The following is an 18,609-nucleotide window of genomic DNA, read 5'->3' as shown; positions in this document are numbered from 1 at the left end:
GGGCGGGTGGCTACTCCCCCAATGAGGACAGGCCCGGCCGCCCGCCCAGCCGCTTCACCGTCGACGCGGTGGCCCCGGCCGCCGCGCGCGCGGCCTGCTCAGCCCCACGGCCGCGTAGCAGGGCCACCGTGAGCCCGGCGACGAAGGAGTCGCCCCCGCCCGTCGTGTCGACCGGGTCGTCCGCCGGCTCGAGCACCACCCGGCCGCCGGGCCAGGCGACCACGTTCGCCCCGCCCGGCCCGCCGAACGCGCACAGCGCCGGGCCGCGGCCGACCACGTCCCGCGCGGCGGCGGCCACGTCGTCGATCGTCGCCAGCTCGTTGCCGACGAGCAGCTCGGCCTCCTTCGCGTCGGCCCGGACGGCGTACGCCGTGGCCAGCAGCGCCTCCGCTGCCGCCGGGTCCTGCGGCGCCCCGTCGAGCACGACCCGCGCCCCCGCGGACGCCGCGAGCCGAGCGGCCGCGAGCGCGGCGTCCGCCGGCTGCTGCAGCTGCACCGCGACATACGCCGCCGGCCGCAGCAGCCCCTCGGCCCCCGCCACGTCGGCCTCGGTCAGCAGCGTCCCGGCCGGAACGTCCTCGAGCAGGCGACGCTCCCCACCCGCCACGACGTCCACGAGCAGCGCGGTCGACGTGCCGGCGCGCCTCAGCACGTGCGTCACGTCTATGCCGTCATGGCGGGCCTGGCCGAGGACGTCGGCCCCGGCCTGGTCGTCGCCGACGACGCCGAGCAGGGCGACCCGCGCCCCGAGCTGGGCCATGGCGACCGCCTGGTTGGCGCCCTTGCCCCCGAGGCGCTCCCGACGTGAGAGCACCGGCTCGCTGCCGCCGGCGTCCGGCAGGCGGGCGGCCTGCAGCACGAGGTCGCGCCCGACCTCCCCCACGACGACGACCTCACACTGCGGCACACGGCCTCCTCAGACTCCGGACGGGTACGCCTCCATCTCCCCCGCGGCAGGCGCGAGGTGCAGCGGGTGGAGCGCCGATGTCTCGTCGATCCAGACGAACGCGTCGTAGCGGTCGCCGAGCACGGTCGGCACGTAGTTGCCCCACCCGTCGAGCTCGGGCCGGTAGACGACGCCGACCGCGCGGTGGTCGAGCCGGTCGCGCAGCCACTCCGGCTGCTCGTGGGCGGGCGGGAAGGAGAACAGCCCCGTCGACGGCAGGCCGGGCCGCTCCAGCGCCTCGTGCAGCAGCGCCTCCAACGATCCCGGTCGGGCCGGTGGCATCGGCATCACCTGCATCGGCTCGCCCCACGCGTCGCCGGCGACCACGGTCCCGGCGTAGCTGCCGAAGCCCACGAGCACGACGTCCGCTGCCGCGTGCCGCTCACGCATGAGCTGCCCGACGTTGACCATGCCGCGGTCGGCCATGTCCGTGGCGCGGGCGTCCCCGATGTGGGTGTTGTGCTCCCAGACCACGAGCTTGGCGGGTACGCCGCCGGCGCCGAGGTGCCCGGCGAGCCGGTCGAGGGTGTCGGCCATGTGCGTGTCGCGCACGTTCCACGACGTCGGGCCGCCGCGGACCATCGCCCGGTAGTAGCGCTCGGCGCCCGCGGCGACCTCGGCGTTCTGCCGCGCCACGAACTCGTCGGGCGCGCCGTCCGTCGTGGACCGCAGCTCGCCGAGCAGGGCGACGACCTCGTCCTCGCAGCTCTCCGGCACCAGCCGCGTCGCCCGCGCGTAGCGCTGGGGGTCCTCGGCGTACGGCTCGAAGCAGCGGATCGCCTCGACCGCCGCGGCCACGTCGTCCGGCCGCTGCTCGCGCATATAGCCGAGGACGCCGCGCAAGGAGTCCCACAGGCTGTAGACGTCGATGCCGTAGAAGCCGACGCGGCGCTCGCGCGGGAGCACGTCGTTGAACGACCGAAGCCAACTGCAGAAGTCGACCACCTCCTCGTTGGCCCACATCCAGGTGGGCCACCGGTCGAACGCGTGCAACGCCTCCCGCGGCGTCTCGGTCGACGCGCCCGTGACGCTGCACGAGACCCGGAAGCAGTCCGGCCAGTCGCCCTCGACCGCGACACCAGCGAAGCCGTGTTCGGCGATCAAGCGCTGGGTGAGGTCGGCCCGCCAGCGGTAGTACTCCGACGTGCCGTGGGTCGCCTCCCCGATAAGCACGAACCGTGCTTCACCGATCCGATCCAGCAGTGGACCCAGGTCGAGCGGGGACTCCAGCGGCCGGGCAAGGGCGCGCATGTCGTCGAGGTACTGCCTCATGCGGCCGCTCCCGCCGTGCGGTCAGCTCTTGCCCTGCGACTCCTGGTGGTCCTGCTGCCGCTCCGAGTGCGTCTTGTGGTCGATCTGCTTCGACGCCCCGGTCGAGACCCCGGCCTCGCTGGCGCTCATGCCCTGCTCCTTGGCCTCGCGGGCCAGCTTGCGGGCAGCGTCGGCGTCGGTTCCCTTGGCCATGTCGGCTCCTCCTGTCCGTGCTCGAGTACGTGCGGGTAGGTCAGCGCTGGTAGCGGCCGGTGAGCGTGCCGGTCGCGGTGGAGTGGTCGTCGAGCCAGGACCGGACGGCGTCGGCGTCGCTCGGGTCCGGCGCCGCGAACGGCTCGGCCAGGGCGTACAGCCGGAAGACGTAGCGGTGCGGCTCGTCGCCGACAGGCGGCTGCGGCCCGCCCCAGCCCTGCTCGCCGTAGCCGTTGCCGTGCTCGATGCCGACGTCGGCCCCCGGCTCGACCCGGCGGGTGGACGGGTCGATCCCGGTCACCAGCCAGTGCAGCCAGGTGCCGACCGGCGCGTCGGGGTCGACGCAGAGCAGGGCCAGCTCCGTCGTCCCGTCGGGCACGTCGTCCCACTCCAGGACAGGCTGTTGGTTGCCGCCGTCCTTGGCGTACTCGCCGGGGATGAACGAGCCGTCCGAGAAAGCCTCGCTGCGCAGCCCGATGACGTTGCCCGGGTCGCCGCCGCCCCCGTCGCGCTGGCCGAGCGGGCCACCCGCGCGCTCGGTCTCGGCGTGCGGCGAGGGCACGGGGCTGTCCCCGCGCAGCTCACGGTTGGCCGCGTCGGTGGCGTTGGCGTCCGGGTTCCCGGAGTTGTCGATCTCGTCGCGGAGACGGGCGCGCTGGACGTCGTACGCGTGGCTGCCGGGCTCGGGCATCGCATCCCCCTGCTGCTGTGGAGGCGGAGGGCGCCGGGGAGGCGCCGCTGGCTGCCGACCCCTATCCCCGCTCAGGACGCGTCGTCACCTGCTGGCCCTGTCCGATTCGCCCCGGGTTCGCCGGCGCGCCGGTGAGGCTCAGCGGCGGCGCAGGGCCCGGCCCACGCCGAGCACGAGCAGCCCCGCGACCCCGAGGCCGATCGCGAGGTACGGCCATCTCGGGCTCCGCTCGTCCGTCCCGGCCGCGCTCGCCGCGGCGGCGTCCGCGGAGGGGCGTGGTGCGGCCGAGCCGGCGGGCTCGGGGCGCACCGACTCCGGCAGCGGCACCCGCCACACCGGCTGCCCCTCGCCCTCGGACCCCGCGTAGAGCACGGTCCCGTCGAGCGAGGACGTGAGGGACTCCCCTTGCGGCTGCGAGGGCAGCGCGACGCGGGCCTGCAGCTCGCCGTCGGCGTCGTAGACGTAGGCGTCGCTGTAGTCGCGGACCGCATAGCGCCCGCCGGGCAGGGCAGTCGCGTCGGTGACGATGCCCGGCGCGTCGCCCTCGCGCTCGAGGACGTTGGGCGCGTCGGGGTCGAGCCGCTCGGGCGCGACGAAGACCGAGCCGCCGAAGAGCGCCTTCGTCACGATCCGCAGCCGCCCGTCGGCGCCGAAGAACATGGCCTCGGCGTCGTGCGGTCCGTCGGCGTACCTCAGCCGGTAGGACGTGGCCCGCAGCGTCCCGCCCCCGTCCGGGTCGGCGGGCTCGATCGCGCGGTGGACGAGGATGCCGTTGGTCCGGGCCGCGCCGTTGTCGCCGATGTCCCCGACCCAGAGCACGCCGCGGCCGCGGGAGTCCTTCGTGGCGGCCATCGTCTCCCAGTCGCGCGCGGGCACGACGTCGAGCCGCCAGACGCCGAGCGTCTGCCCTTCGGCCCCGAGCGCGAAGACCCGCGAGGAGTCGCCGCTGTCGTTGTGCGTCCACATGACGCTCTTGTGCGTCGGGCTGAGCGCCAGGCCGCTGGATTCGGCGATCCGTGAATCACTGATCGTGAATGCCTGCACCGGATCACTGGCGACAGAGGCCAGCGCCAGGCCGGCGGCGGTCAGCGCGGGGACGAGCACCGGGGCAGCCTAGGTCCGGGCGCCGAAAACCTGTGCAAGCTCGGGCTCGAGCATCCGTGCGAGGGCCGGCTCGATGCCCCAGTCCCGGACGAGCGTGAGGTACTCCTCGACCAGCTCGGGCCGCGGCGGCGTACCGGTGCGGACGGCGCGGAGCAGCACGTTGCGCGGGGTCTGCTCGGCGTCGACGAACTCCACCACGTCGACGCGGTAGCCGAGCAGCCGCAGCAGCGCGGCGCGGATCGCGTCGGTGAGGACGTCGCCGAAGCGCTCGCGCAGGATCCCGTGCCGGGTCAGCAGGGCGTACGGCTCCGGCGCCGGCTGCGCCTTGAGCTGGCGCTGCACGTCGTGGTGGCAGCAGGGCGCGACGAGCACGGCCTTCGCCTGCCAGCGCACGGCGCGCGCCAGGGCCTCGTCGGTGGCGGTGTCGCAGGCGTGCAGGGCGAGCACGACGTCGGCGCCGTCGACGGGCGCGTCGGCGATCGTGCCCTCGACGAAGCGCACGCGGTCCGCCCAGCCCAGCTCGGCGGCGACCTTGGTCCCGTGCTCGCGCGACTGGGCCTTCGTGTCCACGCCGACCAGCTCGGCGGACCGCCGCTCGCTGAGCCAGCGGTAGGCGGCGAAGGTGAGGTAGGCGTTGCCGCAGCCGAGGTCGACGACGCGGACCTCGGCGGGCAGGTCGGGCTCGACCGCGGTGAAGGCGCGCAGGAAGGCGTCGACCTGCCGCCGCTTCGCCGCGCCGGCCTTCAGCGCGGCGAAGAGCGGGTCGCCGGGGTCGAGCAGGTGCGGCACGGCCCGGTCGTTGCCCTGGACCTGCGGCGGCGCGACGGCCGCGCGCGTCGTGTGGACCTGCGCCTCGCCCTTCTTGGTGACGCGCAGCTGCACGGTGCGGTCCGCGGTCTCGACGTGCCAGTTGCCGAACGGCTCGGCCAGCAGCTCGTCCACGGCCGCCGCCGCGTCGTCGCCGTAGCCCGCGTTGGCGGTGAAGGCCTGCCGCTCGTCGTAGCGGACGACCTGGAGCTTGCGGCCGGCCTTGAGCTGGACCGGGCGCAGCTCCACCCGCCGCCACTGCGGCTCCGCGCTCCGCCGACGGCCGGACGCGACCGCGCGGCGCAGCCCGTCCTCGTCGAGCAGCGCCGCACGCACGGTGGCCAGCGCGGTCTCGAGCGCCTCGGGCACGTCGTCTCCTCCCGGCCCCCGCTGCGCACGGCGGCCTCCTTCCATCCTGCGTCATGCGCGGGACGGCGGAGGGCCGGGCCGTGGGCCTGCCCCGGAGCGTGCGCGGTCAGGCCCAGCGGGCGGGCGTACGCCACCGGTCGAGCAGCCGGGCCCGCGGCCGCCCCGTCGGAGCCCGCCAGCCGGCTCCGCGGCTGCGCCGGGCGGCCGCCAGCGCGCGGTAGTCGTCGGCCTCGCGGCGCAGCTCGTCGACGTGGATCCGGGCCAGCTCCTGCAGCTGCAACATGGTGGTGCCTCCTCGAGCGATCCGTGCTGCTCTCCTCGGCAGCACATCCAGGCTCGTGCTGAGGCATGGCCCGGCGGATCGGTCGTCCGACCACACTCCGTTGTCGCGAGGCCTTAGGCGCGGGGCCGGACTGCCTTAGCCAGGGCGTACGCCGGTGGCTGAGGCGCCCCGGTCATGCGCGGTCGAGCGCGTCCCGGCCGTCGCGCCGTCAGCAGTTGGGGCGGCCGGAGGAGCTCTCGCTGGTGTACTCCCGGCCGCCGACCGAGGTGCCGTCGATCGTCACCTCGACGCAGTCGACCTCGTAGTCCGACCGCGTCGTCTTCTTCTTGCCCGAGCTGGTGGTCTTGGTCTTCTTCGTGCCGCCGGACCGGCCGAGCTCGACGAGGATCACGCCACCGCCGTCGGTGGGCTGGGTCCGGACGACGTTGGCGTCGTCGCCGGCGGCGGCGCGCAGCTGGTCGTCGGTCCAGGCGCCGGAGTGGCCGGCGGCGGCCTTCTGCACGAGGGCGACGACGTCCTCGTCGGCGGAGCCGCCACATGCGGTCAGGGCGAGAGCGCCCATGACCGTGGTGGCGAGCAGGCGGAGGCGGGGCGAGCGGGCAGGGGCAGGCATGGCGGACTCTCCGGACGTTGGGGGGACGCGTTGGCAGAGCGGCCACGGTCGTTGGTGATACGTCCGCTGGGGGTCGTCAGCGCTGGCCGGCGATCGGTGAGTCGTCAACGGCATGCGTGTCCGCGCCAGGTGAGGGCGGTGCGGGCGGGGCGTCATGATGTCCGAGGACGCCCATCACCTGGCGTCGAGTGCCTGTCGTGCACCTCGGCCGACGCCGTCGCCGCGGTGGCGTCCGCTGCCGATGAGTCAGGCCGGCTCCACCGGCAGCCACAAGTCCGTCGTGGCGCTACTGAAGTCGTCGCTGCGATCGAGCACTGCGACGATCTCTGGCCCCGGCCGCAGGCGCCACGTGTTGGAGGGGAACCATTCCGTCGCGGTGGCGGCCCATGTCTGCTGCAGGGCCCCCGGGTGGGGTCCGGCGCTGCGGAAGACAGCCCACGCCCCGGCCGGCACCTCGATCTCGTCCAGCCCGCTGGGGACGGGCGTGTCGAGGTGCAGCGCGACTCCGTGCAGGTAGGTCAGCTCGCTGCCCTCCGCGCGGTCGGGGTCGAGGTCGTCACTGACGGCGAGCAGACCGGCCGGCTCGGTCTCGCTCATCGCCTTCAGCCGCTGGTGCTCCTCCAGCGGTACGGAGGCGACGAGCTCACATGTTCGACGAGACCGTCGAGCTGACGGCTCCTCCCAACGCCGCGCTCGCGCCGTTCCTGCGCGGACTACGCCTGCCCGCCGACGGGCTCCTCGGCATCTCGGGCGGGCTCGCGCTCGCCGAACGCATCACGGGCGCCCGGCTCACGGGCCGGGACGTGAAGGCGATGACGAGCTACCACCTCGTGGCGCCGCTGCTGGCCGAGCTTCCCGCTCCGGGCTCGAGCGCCCCGACGCTGGAGTGGGAGGATGACCAGGCCCGCGCGTACCGGATCGCGGCGCAGCTTCGCGACGCGCCTCCGGCGCTGCAGCGCAAGGTGGCGGCGTTCGCCGTGCAGGAGTCCGTCACCCGGGCGGGACTTGCGAGCCGCCCTCCCGTGAAGGCGGCCCTGCCCCGGCTGTCAGCGGCCCGTCCTCCAGCGGTGCGCGGCCAGCTCGAGCTACAGGTGCGGCAGGCGCTGGCGAACGAGTCCGCTCTATGGATGCGAACCGGCGGGGACGACCCGAGCGCGGCCGACCGCAGGATTCAGCAGCGGGGGCGAGCCATGGACGCGCTGTACCAGGCGACGAACCAGGACCCGGAGCTTGCGGCCTTCAATGCCGTCCGCACGGCGCACCGGTCTCTGGACATCATCGGCGCCGACCTCGCGCCTCGGATCGAGGCCTACCTGCAGGAGGACTGACGCGGCCTGCGCTCGCGCGCCTGCCGGACGCCGCCGGGCCCGGCCGAGAACGGCGTGCGACGACCACGCCACCGACAGCCCACTACTCACCGCCGAAGCCGAGGTAGCCGCCGAAGCCCGGCAAGCCGGCCTACAGCAACAACAGCACCCCGAACCCCGCAAGCAGAGCCGGCACGGTCGTGATCGTCGTCGCCCACATCGCGGCCTTGCGATCCGTCGCGAGCAGCGGCAGCAGCGCGTCGCCGTCCTGGCTCACCGCGTTGGCGACGAGCGTCGGCACCGGCACTCCGCCGGCCAGGAACAGCCCGGCCAGCACGATCTGCACCGCGCACCCGGGGACGAAGCCGATCAGCGCGCCGCACAGCACGCCGGCCACGCCGAAGAGCGGCAGCTGCGACCCGTCGAAGCCGGTGAACGCGTGCAGCGCCTCCCACGCGATGTAGGCCGCCGCGACCCACACGACGATGAACGAGGACTCCTGCGCGCCGTGCCGCAGCACGCCCGAGAGGGACTGCTCGGACGCCGACTCGACTGAATCGTCGGAGAGCCCCAGCCGGCTGGCGACGAAGACGGCGATCGCGAGCAGGGCGCCGGCGACACCGAGGACGAGGTACGGGTCGATGCTCAACGTGCTCGTGTCCACGAGGCGGAACGACACCGGGACGCTGAGCGCGAAGCCCGCCGTCGCCAGCAGCCAGAACGTCCCCGGTACGGCCCCGACGCCCCGCAGCGCCATCGCCCCGGAGGCGTCAGGAAGCGCGCGCGACACCGCCCCCGACACGGCGTCCGACACCGCCCCCGAGAACGCTGTCCCCAGCGCCGGCTGGCGTGACCCGCCGCCACCCGCCCCCGCGTACGCCGGCTCCGGCGCCATCGTCACGGGCTCGCCCGAGCGGGCCGCTCCGGGGGTGCGCGGCGCGAAGCCGGCGGCGTCCACCGCGTACCCCGTGGCCAGTCCGAGTGCGAACGTCAGCAGGTGCAGCTTGAGGGTGAACGTCGGGGCGCCAGCCAGCAGCACCCAGGCCGCGTCGCCGGTGGTGGCCACGAGCGCGGCCACGACCGTGCCGAAGCTGACGCTGCGCCGGGCGTACAGCGTCGCGAGGATGATCTCCGCGCCGCAGCCCGGGATGACGCCGAGCAGCGCCCCGACCACCGGCGCGATGCGTCGGTGGCGCTGGAGGAAGCCGGTGACGCGGTCTCCGTAGCGCCACTGGGCGACGCCGAACGCGACGACGAGCACCGCGACGAAGACGCCGACCTCGAGGAAGGCGTCGGCGAGCGGCAGGAGGACCACGTCATGCAGCAGTGTCTGCATGCCTGCGGGATGCTCCGCCGCCGTCACAACCGCGTCTCACGTGCGTCTCCCCCGTGTCCCGCTGCACGTCCCACGGCGTATCCGCGCTCCAGGTCGTTCCCGGGTCTCGCGGGCCGCCGGACGATCTGTACGGATCCATGCCCCCAGAGCCTCTCTAGAAGTGACGCAGGAGCGACCGGCCCTCGATCGATGACCCACCGGTCCCGGCGGCTCCGCGCCCGTCAGCGGAGGACGTCGTGAACGGCCCGAACAGCACACCCAGCACAGCCGGCACGGACGGAGCGGACGGAGGCAGGCCCGGCTCGGCCGGCGAGCACGCCCTGCAGCGGGCGGAGGGCTCGACCGAGCGGGCGGAGCGGTTCTACCGCGAGCAGGTGCTCGACCACCTCAACCCGGCGATGTGCGCGTTCGTCGAGCGGCAGGAGATGCTCTTCGTCGGGACCGCGGACCGGCACGGCGAGTGCGACTGCAGCTTCCGCGCCGGGCCGCCCGGCTTCGTGCGCGTGCTCGGCCCGCGCGTGCTCGCGTACCCGGAGTACCGCGGCAACGGCGTCATGGCCTCGCTCGGCAACCTCCAGGAGAACCCGCACGTCGGCCTGGTGCTCATCGACTTCTTCCGCGACGTGATCGGGCTGCACGTGAACGGCACCGCCCAGGTCGTGCCGGACGAGGCGCTGCGCGCGGCAACTCGGTTGCCCGAGCCGGACCACCCCGGCCGCGTCGCCCGGCTGTGGGTCGTGGTCGACGTCGAGGAGGCCTACATCCACTGCGCCAAGCACATCCCGCTGCTCACGAGGCTGCCGCGACAGCAGCACTGGGGCACCGACGACCACCACCGCAAGGGCGGGGACTTCTTCGGCGCCAAGGCCGAGCGGGCCACGCAGACCGGGCTCGCCGCCCAGGCCGGGGTCTCCGCCCAGGCCGGCGTCGTGTCTCACGCACCCGCAGCCGCGCGCGTCTGAGACGACAGGGGTCAGAGCAGCGCGCCGACCGCCACGAGGATCACGAGCAGCACGAGGGTCAGCGGCACGAGGAGGCCGCGGGTGCGGGAGCCCACGACCGTCAAGGCTAGCCCGCAGCCGCGAGGGCCCATCCCGCCAGCTCGGTGTAGACGGGCTGCGGGCCGAGCACGCTGCGCACGAGCGCGATCCGGTCGGCCCGGAACGACGACCCGGAGTACGCCGCCAGCGCCGCCGCGGCTGGGCGCAGGTCCGCGGGCCGCCCGTCCACGACGCGCCCCCGCGCCACGGTGAGGTGCGGCGTGAAGCGACGGTCCTCGACGTCGATGCCGGTACGCCGCGCGGCCGCGGCGACCCCCTCGGCCAACCGGGTGAGCGGGGCGAGGTCGCCGGCGAATCCGACCCAGACGACGCCGGTGCCGAAGCGGCCCCCGCCGGAGAGCGCGAGCTCGAGCGGGCCGCTGCGGGCGGCGGCGCGCGCGAGCCGCTCGGACAGCTCGGGCAACCGGCGCTCCTCGATATCGCCGAGGAAGGCGAGCGTGAGGTGCCAGCGCTCGGACGGCACCCAGCGGGGCTGCGGATGCGCCTGCCGCACGGGACCGAGCGCGGTGTCGAGCTGCGTGAGCGCGTCGGCGGGGAGCGGGAGCGCGACGAAGAGCCGCACTGGCCGGCCGGCTACTGCGTCGCCGCGACGAGGGCGGCGCGCAGCGCGTCCACCTGGGCGCGGTCGCCGGAGATCGACAGCGACCGCGGCCCCAGCCGTCCCCACAGCCAGAGCAGGACGGCGCCCGGGCTGCCGGTGACGGAAGCGTCCGCGGGGGCGTCGGGGGCGACCCGGTTGACGACCACGCGGGTGCCTTCGAGCTCGACCCGCCACGCGGCTGCACCGTCGTTGGCCGGGCGGACGTCGACGCGCGCGCGAGTGCCGGGCAGCAGGCCGGGCACGTCGCCCGCCTCGGTCAGGAACGCCGGCAGGAACACGGCGAGCACCTCGTCGACGCCGTCGAGCGCGAGGTCGGCCGGGATCTGGCTCGCGGCCCCGAGCGCCTGCTCGAGGTCGACGCGGTGGACGAGGGTCTCCTGCGCCATGCGGCGGTGCCAGAAGCCGAGCGTCCGCTCCTGCGGCCACCACGACCACACCGGAGCCGTCGGCGGCGCGGCGAGCAGCACCGACAGCAGCTCCAGCAGCGACCGGGAGTACCACGCGGCCAGGTCCTCGCCCGGGCCCGGTGCCGCGACGTACTCGCTGTCCGCGGCCCGGCGCCCGAGGCGGATGGACGCCGCCTTGTGCCGGTAGACCTCGCCGAGGTGCCGCACCGTCTCGCGCACGTCCCAGCCGGGGCAGCCGGTCACCGGGTGGTCCCAGCCGGAGGGCGCCAGCTCGATAATCCGGGCCGCGTCCTGGCGCAAGGACTCCAGATAGCGCGCGGAGGAGGGGCGTTCCATGGGCCGAGCCTGCCACGCCCGGCCGGGTTGACGGCAGGGGAAACGAGAGACGAACAACGGCAGGCGATCAGCCCGACTGCGCCGCAGCCACCGGCACCGGCCGCTCGGCCGCCGGCGGTGCGCCGAGAGGCAGCCCCGCGCGCTGCGCCCGCAGCAGGTACGCCGCCCCGGCCAGCGCGCCCACCAGCGAGAGCACCCCGCCCCCGCTGATGCTCCAGCGCGGCCCCACGTGCTCGCCCACCCAGCCGACGAGCGGGGAGATGAGCGGCGCGGTGCCGAAGACCACGAAGACGTGCAGCGCCATGACGCGTCCGCGCAGCGCGGGGTCGGCCCGCAGCTGCAGCAGCGCGTTCGCGCTGTTGAGCGCGGTGATGGAGGCGATGCCGACCGGCACGAGCGCGACCGCGAAGAGGGCGTACGTCGGCATCAGCCCGGCGGCGATCTCGAGCACGCCGAACGCGATGGCCGCGCCGAGGAAGATGCGCAGCCGGGGGCGCTCCCGGCGGGCGGCGAGCAGCGCGCCGGTGAGCGAGCCGACCGCCATGACCGTGCCGAGAAGGCCGAAGCCGTCTGCAGCCTTGCCGAAGGTCTGCTGCGCCATCAGCGCCATCGTCACCTGGAAGTTCATGCCGAAGGTGCCGAAGCAGAAGGTCACCAGAAGTATGGTGCAGAGGTCGCGGCGGCTCCTGACGTAGCGCAGCCCCTCGCGCAGAGCGCCCCGCCCGCGTGCCACCCGGGGCGCGGTCTTGAGCTCCTCAGGCCGCATGAGCACGAGCGCGCCGAGGATGCCGACGAAGGAAGCGGCGTTCAGCAGGAAGACCGGCCCGGTCCGGTCGTCGAACGCGGTGATGAGCAGCCCGGCGATGCCCGGGCCGACGACGCGGCCGAGGTTGAACGCGGTCGCGTTGAGCCCGACCGCGTTGGGCAGGTCCTCCTTGCCGACCATCTCCACGACGAAGGACTGCCGGGCCGGGTTGTCGAACGCGGTCGCGAGGCCGAGCACGAGCGCGAGGGCATAGACGTGCTCGACCCGCGCCGCGCCGCTGACCTCGAGCACACCGAGCACGAGCGCCGTCGTACCCATGACGGCCTGGGTGACGAGAAGCAGCGCGCGCTTGGGGAAGCGGTCCGCGACGACCCCGGCGTAGAGGCCGAAGAGCAGCACAGGCAGGAACTGCAGTGCGGTCGTCACGCCGAGCGCGGTGCCGCTGCCGGTCAGCTGCAGCACCAGCCAGTCCTGGGCGATGCGCTGCATCCAGGTGCCGGTGTTGGAGACGACGGAGCCGAGAAAGAAGAGCCGGTAGTTGTGTATGCGCAGCGCCCGGAACACGCTCAGCCCTCCGCGAGCCGCGCGAGCACGGGGGCGGCGGCGGCGAGCGCGGCCCGCTCCTCGTCGGTGAGCTCGGACAGCCGGGTCGCCAGCCACGCGTCGCGGCGGCGCCGGTCGGCCTCGAGCAGCTCGTGCGCCTGCGGCGTCACCGAGACGATCTGCTGCCGGCCGTCGCTGGGGTGCGCCTCGCGCGCGACGAGGCCGGCGTCGGTGAGCGCGGCGAGCACCCGCGTCATCGTGGGCGCGGAGACGTGCTCGCAGTCGGCGAGCTCCCCCGGGCTCATCGGGCCGTTGCGGTCGAGCGTGGCGAGGGCGGTCAGCTGGGCCAGCGGGAGGCCGAGCTCTGCGCTGCGCTGGTTGCGCAACCGCCGAGCGAGCCGCATGACGGACATGCGCAGGCCGCTGGAGAGCGCGGCGGTCTCGTTGTCTGGCATCGGATCGTTAGCATAGCAAACGACCTCAGGGCACGCTCGGCACGGAGAGCCCGGCCACGGGCCGCAGGCGCAGGCCCAGCCGGGCGTAGATCGCCAGCGCGGCCGCGTTGTCGTCGTCGACCATCAGCGCTGCCGCCCCGTGCCGGCGGACGAGGCGCGCGAGCCCCACGGCGCACACCGCCCGGGCGACGCCCCGCCCGCGGGCGGCCGGACGCGTCGCCACCCCGGCGAGGAAGCCGACCTCCGGCGCGTTCCACGCCTCGGCGGCCACTCCCAGCAGCGCGCCCCCCTCGCGTACCCCCAGCCAGCGGTGCACGTCCGGGTCGCCCGGCCGGGCGTACGACTCCGGAGCCGCCTCGTCGAGCAGCGCCGCCACCTCGGCCTCGTCGTCCACGTCGACGACGGGCGCGCCGTCGGGAGCCGGGGGCGGCACGTCCGTGTCCATCCAGCCGAAGCAGGCGCACCCGGTCCCGGCCGGCAGGTGCTCGCGCACGGCGAGCGCGGCGGAGCGGTCGAGCAGGGGCTTGTACGCCGCCCCGACCTCGGCGAGCGCGGCCCGGACCGCGCGGGCGGCCCGCGCGGCGCCGCGCGGGGTGTCCAGCGGCCCCACGACCACGAGCCGGTCCCGGCGCGAGGCCGCGGGGGACGCGACGAGCACGAGCTCGCCGTCCGCCCACGCCCGGCCGCCGCGGCCCAGGCGCCGCGCCGCCCACAACGCGAGCAGGTCGCCGCCGGAGGCGGCACGCACGTCATCGACGGTGAGCAGTTGCCGCACGCACCCATTCTTCCGCACGCGACGCCGTTGTCGAACCGCGCCGCAGGTGGTGCTTGATCGGAGGAGTCAAGGAGGGCGGCCCGGCTGCCGACGCCCTTCTAGACGACCTACTCCACGCAGAACCACGCCGCGACCTCGCGGCCCGATGAGACGAGGCAGAAGCATGAGCACCCTGGCAGCCGGCCCCGGCCGACGCGCCGCCTTGCACCGGTTGAGCGACCTCTCGGTCCGGACCAAGATCGTGGCCGCGATCGCCGTGGCGGCGGTCGTGGCGGGCCTGGTCGGCACGCTCGGCATCCGGGCGCTGGCGGTCACGGCGTCGAACACCGAGAAGATGTACGCGGACAACTTCGTCGGGCTGGACCAGGCGGCCAAGCTGCGCCGCCTCACCGTGCAGGCGCGCCTGGACGTGGCCAACCACATGCTCGCGAGCGACGAGGCCGCCGAGCAGGCCCAGCAGGACAAGCTCGCGCAGACCGACGCGGAGATGCGCAAGACGCTCGAGACCTACGCCGCCAGCGGGCTCGGCCCCGTCCGGCAGCAGGCGCTGCAGGAGTTCATCACGCTGTTCGACTCGTACGCGAAGATCCGCGAGGAGAAGCTGCTCCCGCTGGCCCGGCAGGACGCGCTGGACCAGTGGGTCCAGGTGCGCAGCCAGGAGGCGCAGCCCGTCATCGACGACATGATGGCCTCCCTCGAGGCCATCGTCAGCAAGGAGCAGGCGACCGCCAGGGAGATGGCGGACGAGGCCCGCGCGGAGTACATCGGCAACCGCACCTGGATCCTGCTCGCGCTGACGCTCGGGCTCGCGCTGGCCCTCGGCCTGGGCCTGCTCGTCGCCCGCGGCATCGTGCGCAGCCTCGGCCGCGTGCAGCGCGTCTGCGAGGGGCTGGAGGAGGGCGACCTCACCCGCAGCGCGGACGTGGCCTCCGGCGACGAGGTCGGCCGCATGGGCCGGGCGCTCGACGCCGCCGTCCTCAAGCTGCGCGAGCTGGTCGGCACGATCGACTCCTCCGCCGTCAGCGTCTCGGCCTCCGCCGAGCAGCTCTCGGCGGCGTCAACCCAGATCGCCGCCGGCGCCGAGGAGGCGTCGGTGCAGGCCGGCGTCGTGTCCGAGGCCGCCGGCCAGGTGTCCTCCAACGTGCAGACCGTGGCGGCGGGCTCGGAGCAGATGGGCGCCTCCATCCGCGAGATCTCGCACAACGCCAACGAGGCCGCCCGCGTCGCCGCGCAGGCCGTCGACGTCGCGGAGTCCACCAACCAGACGATCACCACCCTCGGCGAGTCCTCCCGCCAGATCGGCGACGTCGTCAAGGTCATCACCTCGATCGCCGAGCAGACCAAGCTGCTCGCCCTCAACGCCACCATCGAGGCCGCTCGCGCCGGCGAGGCCGGCAAGGGCTTCGCGGTCGTCGCGAACGAGGTCAAGGAGCTCGCGTCCGAGACCGCCCAGGCCACCGAGGACATCGCCCGGCGGGTCGACGCGATCCAGTCGGGCACGGCGGGGGCCGTCGAGGCCATCGGCGAGATCGCCGCGGTCGTCGCGCGCATCAACGACTTCCAGGTGACCATCGCCTCGGCGGTCGAGGAGCAGACCGCGACCACGAGCGAGATGAACCGCAACGTGGCCGAGGCCGCCACCAGCTCGACGGCCATCGCGGAGAACATCTCCGGCGTCGCCGAGGCGGCGCAGTCGACCGCCGAGGCGGTCACCGAGGCCCAGCAGGCCACGGAGCAGCTGTCGCAGCTCTCGCACGACCTGCGCCGGCAGGTGGCCGAGTTCCGGCTCTGAGGCAGACAGAAGGGGCACCGCAGCACACGCATCGACGTGGCTGAGGTGCCCCTTCGCGCTCACCGCACGCCGAGCAGCTCCTCGAGCGGCACGATCGCGAAATACACGACGAAGAGCGCGGACACGAGCCAGAGCAGCGGGTGGACGTCGCGGGCGCGTCCGGAGACCAGCTTGATCACGGCGTACGAGACGAAGCCCGCGCCGATGCCGTTGGAGATCGAGTAGGTGAACGGCATGACGCTGATGGTCAGGAACGCCGGGATGCCGATGCTGTAGTCGCTGAAGTCGATCGCCTTGATCTGCGTGAGCATCAGGAACCCGACGACGACGAGCGCGGGCGTGGCCGCCTCGAACGGCACGACCTGCACCAGCGGCGTGAAGAACATCGCCAGCAGGAAGAGCACTCCGGTGACGACGGAGGCCAGGCCCGTACGCGCCCCCTCCCCCACGCCGGCCGCCGACTCCACGTAGGTGGTGGCCGAGGACGTGGAGGCCGCGCCGCCGCCGACCGCCGCGATGCTGTCGACCAGCAGGACGCGCTCGAGCCCGGGAAGGTCGCCCTTCTCGTCGAGCAGGTCGCCCTCGGCGCCGACGCCGACGACGGTGCCCATGGTGTCGAAGAAGTCCGCGAGCATCAGCGTGAAGACGAGCAGGACCGCGGCCACCACGCCGATGCGGTCGAACGAGCCCAGCAGGTTGAAGTCGCCGAGCAGGCCGAGGTCCGGCGTCGACACGATGTCGCTCGGGAGCTTCGGCTCGACGAGGCTCCAGCCCGTGGGGTTGTCGTCACCGCGGGCGCCGAGGCCGCCGATCGCCTCGACGACGATCGCGAGCACGGTCGTGGCGACAATGCCGAGCAGGATCGCGCCCTTCACCCGACGGGCGACCAGGACGAAGGTCAGCAGCAGGCCGACCACGAAGACCGCGGTCGGCCAGCCCTGCAGGTTGCCCCCGATCCCGAGCTGCAGCGGCGGGCTGGACGCCTGGCCGCGGATGAACCCGGCGTCGACGAAGCCGATCAGCGCGATGAAGAGGCCGATGCCCACGCCGATCGCAGTTTTCAACTGGGCCGGGATCGCGTGGAAGACGGCGGTGCGGAAGCCGGTCAGGACGAGCACGGTGATGACGAGGCCCTCGATCACCACCAGCCCCATCGCGTCCGCCCACGTCATGTCGGAGGCGATCGAGAAGGCGACGAAGGCGTTGAGCCCGAGCCCGGTCGCCAGCGCGAAGGGGTAGCGGCCGATGACGCCCATGAGCAGCGTGGCGATGCCTGCGACGAACGCCGTGGCGGCCGCGACGAGCGGGATGGCCCCGCTCGGGTCGGTCGCCCCGCCGAGGAACCCGCCGTCCACGTCGGCGACCGTGCCGAGGATGAGCGGGTTCAGCACGACGATGTAGGCCATGGTGAAGAACGTCGCGAGCCCGCCGCGCACCTCGCGCTGCCACGTCGACCCGCGCGCGGTGATCGAGAAGTAGCGGTCGAGCGCGTCGAGCCGGTCCGGGGCGCCCGTTCCGCCGGGGGCCGTGGTGGTGCTGGCCATGCAGAGTCCTCCTGCGCGAGGGGTCGGTGGGCCGACGACGGTGGCGGATGGCCCGCAGGGTGTCACGGCGCCCTAGGCTGGACGCGTGAACGACGCGCGCCGGCCCGACCTCGAGCCGCTCGACGTCGACGGCGTGGGCGTGGTCACCGCTCTCACCGGGGTGTGGGCCGTGGCCTTCCTCGTCCTGCTGCCGCTCAAGGGCCGGCTGGACGAGCACGGTAGCGGGTGGTGGCTCTGGACCTGCCTGGCCGGGGTCGGGCTGGGGCTGTTCGGCATCTGGTTCTGCCGCCGGCGCCGGGCGGCGCTGCGCCGCAGCGGCGAGCGGCCGGGCTGACCGGGAGCTCTCCCGAACGCAGGTCAACAGAACTGCGCATCCCGTCGAGCCCCTGAGCGCGCGAATCCGCCCGGGTTACACATCTGAGATGTTCGATCCTGTTGACTCGACGGGCGGGGCTACGGCACGCTTCGGGTCATGGACACGCCCCGCCCCCGCGCCGGCACGCAGGCGAGGGACTGAGCCGCGTGCTCGCCCCCCAGCGTCAGGCGCTCATCCTCGAGCAGCTCGAGGCGACGGGCGGGGTCCGCGTCAGCGACCTCGTCCGGATCCTCGGCGTCTCGGACATGACCATCCGCCGCGACCTCGAGGTGCTCGCGCGCCGCGGCCTGGTGGACAAGGTCCACGGCGGCGCCACGCGCCCCGGCGGCCGGGCCACCGACGAGCCCGGCTTCGCCGCCAAGTCCGGCCTCCAGCAGCCGGAGAAGGAGGCGATCGCGCGCGCCGCCGCCAAGCTCGTCGAGCCCGGGTCCGCGGTCGCGATCAGCGCCGGCACGACGACGTGGGCGCTGGCCCGGCACCTCTCCCACGTGCCCGGCCTGACCGTCGTCACCAACTCGGTGCCCGTCGCCGACGTGCTGCGCCAGAGCGAGCGCCCGGACCGGACCGTGATCCTCACCGGCGGCGTACGCACCCCCTCCGACGCCCTCGTCGGCGCGGTCGCGATCTCGGCTCTGCACTCGCTCCACGTGGACATCGTGTTTCTCGGGGTACACGGCATGGACGAGCACGCCGGCTACACGACGCCCAACCTGCAGGAGGCCGAGACGAACCGCGCCATGGTCGAGTCGGCCCGCCGGCTGGTCGTCGTGGCGGACTCGACCAAGTGGGGCACCGTCGGGCTGAGCCGCTTCGCCCGGCTCGCGGACGCCAGCACGGTCGTGTCCGACGTGGGCCTGCCGCGCCACGCCCGCACCGTGCTCTCCGACAACGTCGGCGAGCTCCTGCTCATCGACCCGTCCACGGGCGAGAGCACGTCCAGCAGCCCCGCCAGAGGAGCGTCGTGAAGAAGACCCATGCCCAGCTGGCCGACGGGCGGGAGATCATCTACTTCGACGAGGCCGACGACGCGCAG

General features: G+C 74.2%; 20 protein-coding genes and 1 pseudogene. 5 read left to right on the top strand and 16 right to left on the bottom strand.

Annotation, left to right across the window (positions count from 1 at the left end; genetic code table 11):
• Positions 1 to 10 precede the first annotated feature (10 nt).
• The 9 genes and pseudogenes from G9H71_RS12450 to G9H71_RS12410 all read right to left on the bottom strand — a co-directional run.
• Positions 11 to 907: a PfkB family carbohydrate kinase gene (locus G9H71_RS12450; RefSeq protein WP_166282275.1), complete on the bottom strand. Its 897-nt coding sequence runs from the start codon at positions 905 to 907 to the stop codon at positions 11 to 13.
• A gap of 9 nt (positions 908 to 916) precedes the next feature.
• Positions 917 to 2,218, bottom strand: coding sequence for an erythromycin esterase family protein (locus tag G9H71_RS12445; protein WP_231134717.1), 1,302 nt, complete (start codon positions 2,216 to 2,218; stop codon positions 917 to 919).
• Between the two features lie 21 nt (positions 2,219 to 2,239).
• A complete protein-coding gene (locus tag G9H71_RS12440) occupies positions 2,240 to 2,410 on the bottom strand; it encodes a hypothetical protein (protein WP_166282273.1) in 171 nt (56 codons plus the stop codon).
• Positions 2,411 to 2,450: 40 nt separating this feature from the next.
• Positions 2,451 to 3,101, bottom strand: coding sequence for a YbhB/YbcL family Raf kinase inhibitor-like protein (locus G9H71_RS12435; protein ID WP_166282271.1), 651 nt, complete (start codon positions 3,099 to 3,101; stop codon positions 2,451 to 2,453).
• A 138-nt stretch (positions 3,102 to 3,239) separates the two neighbouring features.
• Positions 3,240 to 4,205 carry a hypothetical protein gene (locus tag G9H71_RS12430; RefSeq protein ID WP_166282270.1) on the bottom strand — a complete coding sequence of 322 codons (966 nt, stop codon included), beginning with the start codon at positions 4,203 to 4,205 and terminating at the stop codon, positions 3,240 to 3,242.
• Between the two features lie 9 nt (positions 4,206 to 4,214).
• Complete coding sequence (locus G9H71_RS12425) at positions 4,215 to 5,381, bottom strand: class I SAM-dependent methyltransferase (RefSeq protein ID WP_166282268.1); 1,167 nt, start codon at positions 5,379 to 5,381, stop codon at positions 4,215 to 4,217.
• Positions 5,382 to 5,487: 106 nt separating this feature from the next.
• On the bottom strand, positions 5,488 to 5,664 hold the full coding sequence (locus tag G9H71_RS12420; protein ID WP_166282266.1) for a hypothetical protein: 177 nt from the start codon (positions 5,662 to 5,664) through the stop codon (positions 5,488 to 5,490).
• 208 nt (positions 5,665 to 5,872) lie between these two features.
• Entirely contained in the window at positions 5,873 to 6,277 is a 405-nt protein-coding gene (locus tag G9H71_RS12415) for a hypothetical protein (protein ID WP_166282264.1), read from the bottom strand.
• 246 nt (positions 6,278 to 6,523) lie between these two features.
• Positions 6,524 to 6,916, bottom strand: a pseudogene (locus G9H71_RS12410) (GyrI-like domain-containing protein); the annotation flags it as partial.
• 8 nt (positions 6,917 to 6,924) lie between these two features.
• Between G9H71_RS12410 and G9H71_RS12405 the strand changes: the two are divergent.
• Positions 6,925 to 7,605 carry a hypothetical protein gene (locus tag G9H71_RS12405; RefSeq protein ID WP_166282260.1) on the top strand — a complete coding sequence of 227 codons (681 nt, stop codon included), beginning with the start codon at positions 6,925 to 6,927 and terminating at the stop codon, positions 7,603 to 7,605.
• A gap of 130 nt (positions 7,606 to 7,735) precedes the next feature.
• Here G9H71_RS12405 and G9H71_RS12400 read toward each other — a convergent pair whose 3' ends face one another.
• Positions 7,736 to 8,920 (bottom strand): putative manganese transporter, encoded by a 1,185-nt coding sequence (locus G9H71_RS12400; protein ID WP_166282258.1) that lies wholly within the window; start codon positions 8,918 to 8,920, stop codon positions 7,736 to 7,738.
• A 236-nt stretch (positions 8,921 to 9,156) separates the two neighbouring features.
• On the opposite strand from G9H71_RS12400, the gene G9H71_RS12395 reads away from it, so the two are divergent.
• Complete coding sequence (locus G9H71_RS12395; RefSeq protein WP_166282256.1) at positions 9,157 to 9,882, top strand: pyridoxamine 5'-phosphate oxidase family protein; 726 nt, start codon at positions 9,157 to 9,159, stop codon at positions 9,880 to 9,882.
• Positions 9,883 to 9,988: 106 nt separating this feature from the next.
• Here the strand turns inward: G9H71_RS12395 and thpR are convergent, their stop codons facing one another.
• The 5 genes from thpR to G9H71_RS12370 form a co-directional block, all read right to left on the bottom strand.
• Positions 9,989 to 10,543, bottom strand: a complete 555-nt coding sequence (gene thpR, locus G9H71_RS12390) for an RNA 2',3'-cyclic phosphodiesterase (protein WP_166282254.1) — start codon at positions 10,541 to 10,543, stop codon at positions 9,989 to 9,991.
• An 11-nt stretch (positions 10,544 to 10,554) separates the two neighbouring features.
• Positions 10,555 to 11,325: a maleylpyruvate isomerase family mycothiol-dependent enzyme gene (locus G9H71_RS12385; RefSeq protein ID WP_166282252.1), complete on the bottom strand. Its 771-nt coding sequence runs from the start codon at positions 11,323 to 11,325 to the stop codon at positions 10,555 to 10,557.
• Positions 11,326 to 11,392: 67 nt separating this feature from the next.
• Positions 11,393 to 12,655 (bottom strand): MFS transporter, encoded by a 1,263-nt coding sequence (locus G9H71_RS12380; protein ID WP_166282250.1) that lies wholly within the window; start codon positions 12,653 to 12,655, stop codon positions 11,393 to 11,395.
• A gap of 2 nt (positions 12,656 to 12,657) precedes the next feature.
• Entirely contained in the window at positions 12,658 to 13,089 is a 432-nt protein-coding gene (locus G9H71_RS12375) for a MarR family transcriptional regulator (RefSeq protein WP_166282248.1), read from the bottom strand.
• 25 nt (positions 13,090 to 13,114) lie between these two features.
• Positions 13,115 to 13,864: a GNAT family N-acetyltransferase gene (locus G9H71_RS12370; protein WP_166282246.1), complete on the bottom strand. Its 750-nt coding sequence runs from the start codon at positions 13,862 to 13,864 to the stop codon at positions 13,115 to 13,117.
• Positions 13,865 to 14,027: 163 nt separating this feature from the next.
• On the opposite strand from G9H71_RS12370, the gene G9H71_RS12365 reads away from it, so the two are divergent.
• A complete protein-coding gene (locus tag G9H71_RS12365) occupies positions 14,028 to 15,656 on the top strand; it encodes a methyl-accepting chemotaxis protein (protein ID WP_166282244.1) in 1,629 nt (542 codons plus the stop codon).
• A gap of 59 nt (positions 15,657 to 15,715) precedes the next feature.
• On the opposite strand, the gene G9H71_RS12360 is transcribed toward G9H71_RS12365, so the two are convergent.
• The gene (locus tag G9H71_RS12360) at positions 15,716 to 17,200 is read right to left on the bottom strand and encodes an NCS2 family permease (RefSeq protein WP_166282242.1); all 1,485 of its coding nucleotides are present in this window, start codon (positions 17,198 to 17,200) and stop codon (positions 15,716 to 15,718) included.
• Between the two features lie 85 nt (positions 17,201 to 17,285).
• Between G9H71_RS12360 and G9H71_RS12355 the strand changes: the two genes are divergently transcribed.
• Positions 17,286 to 17,534, top strand: a complete 249-nt coding sequence (locus tag G9H71_RS12355; RefSeq protein ID WP_166282240.1) for a DUF2530 domain-containing protein — start codon at positions 17,286 to 17,288, stop codon at positions 17,532 to 17,534.
• A 188-nt stretch (positions 17,535 to 17,722) separates the two neighbouring features.
• Positions 17,723 to 18,541: a DeoR/GlpR family DNA-binding transcription regulator gene (locus tag G9H71_RS12350; protein ID WP_166282238.1), complete on the top strand. Its 819-nt coding sequence runs from the start codon at positions 17,723 to 17,725 to the stop codon at positions 18,539 to 18,541.
• Positions 18,542 to 18,609 lie beyond the last annotated feature (68 nt).

The organism is Motilibacter deserti (assembly GCF_011250635.1).
GTDB lineage: Bacteria > Actinomycetota > Actinomycetes > Motilibacterales > Motilibacteraceae > Motilibacter_A > Motilibacter_A deserti.
This window is presented reverse-complemented; position numbering and strand designations above follow the sequence as displayed.

Excerpts from the sequence above, each read along its gene's own strand:
- G9H71_RS12385 (WP_166282252.1), bottom strand. The coding sequence starts at position 11,325 with ATGGAACGCCCCTCCTCCGCGCGCTATCTGGAGTCCTTGCGCCAGGAC.
- G9H71_RS12445 (WP_231134717.1), bottom strand. The coding sequence starts at position 2,218 with ATGAGGCAGTACCTCGACGACATGCGCGCCCTTGCCCGGCCGCTGGAG.
- G9H71_RS12375 (WP_166282248.1), bottom strand. The coding sequence starts at position 13,089 with ATGCCAGACAACGAGACCGCCGCGCTCTCCAGCGGCCTGCGCATGTCC.
- G9H71_RS12435 (WP_166282271.1), bottom strand. The coding sequence starts at position 3,101 with ATGCCCGAGCCCGGCAGCCACGCGTACGACGTCCAGCGCGCCCGTCTC.
- G9H71_RS12405 (WP_166282260.1), top strand. The coding sequence starts at position 6,925 with ATGTTCGACGAGACCGTCGAGCTGACGGCTCCTCCCAACGCCGCGCTC.
- G9H71_RS12415 (WP_166282264.1), bottom strand. The coding sequence starts at position 6,277 with ATGCCTGCCCCTGCCCGCTCGCCCCGCCTCCGCCTGCTCGCCACCACG.
- G9H71_RS12440 (WP_166282273.1), bottom strand. The coding sequence starts at position 2,410 with ATGGCCAAGGGAACCGACGCCGACGCTGCCCGCAAGCTGGCCCGCGAG.
- G9H71_RS12400 (WP_166282258.1), bottom strand. The coding sequence starts at position 8,920 with ATGCAGACACTGCTGCATGACGTGGTCCTCCTGCCGCTCGCCGACGCC.
- G9H71_RS12365 (WP_166282244.1), top strand. The coding sequence starts at position 14,028 with ATGAGCACCCTGGCAGCCGGCCCCGGCCGACGCGCCGCCTTGCACCGG.
- G9H71_RS12360 (WP_166282242.1), bottom strand. The coding sequence starts at position 17,200 with ATGGCCAGCACCACCACGGCCCCCGGCGGAACGGGCGCCCCGGACCGG.
- G9H71_RS12420 (WP_166282266.1), bottom strand. The coding sequence starts at position 5,664 with ATGTTGCAGCTGCAGGAGCTGGCCCGGATCCACGTCGACGAGCTGCGC.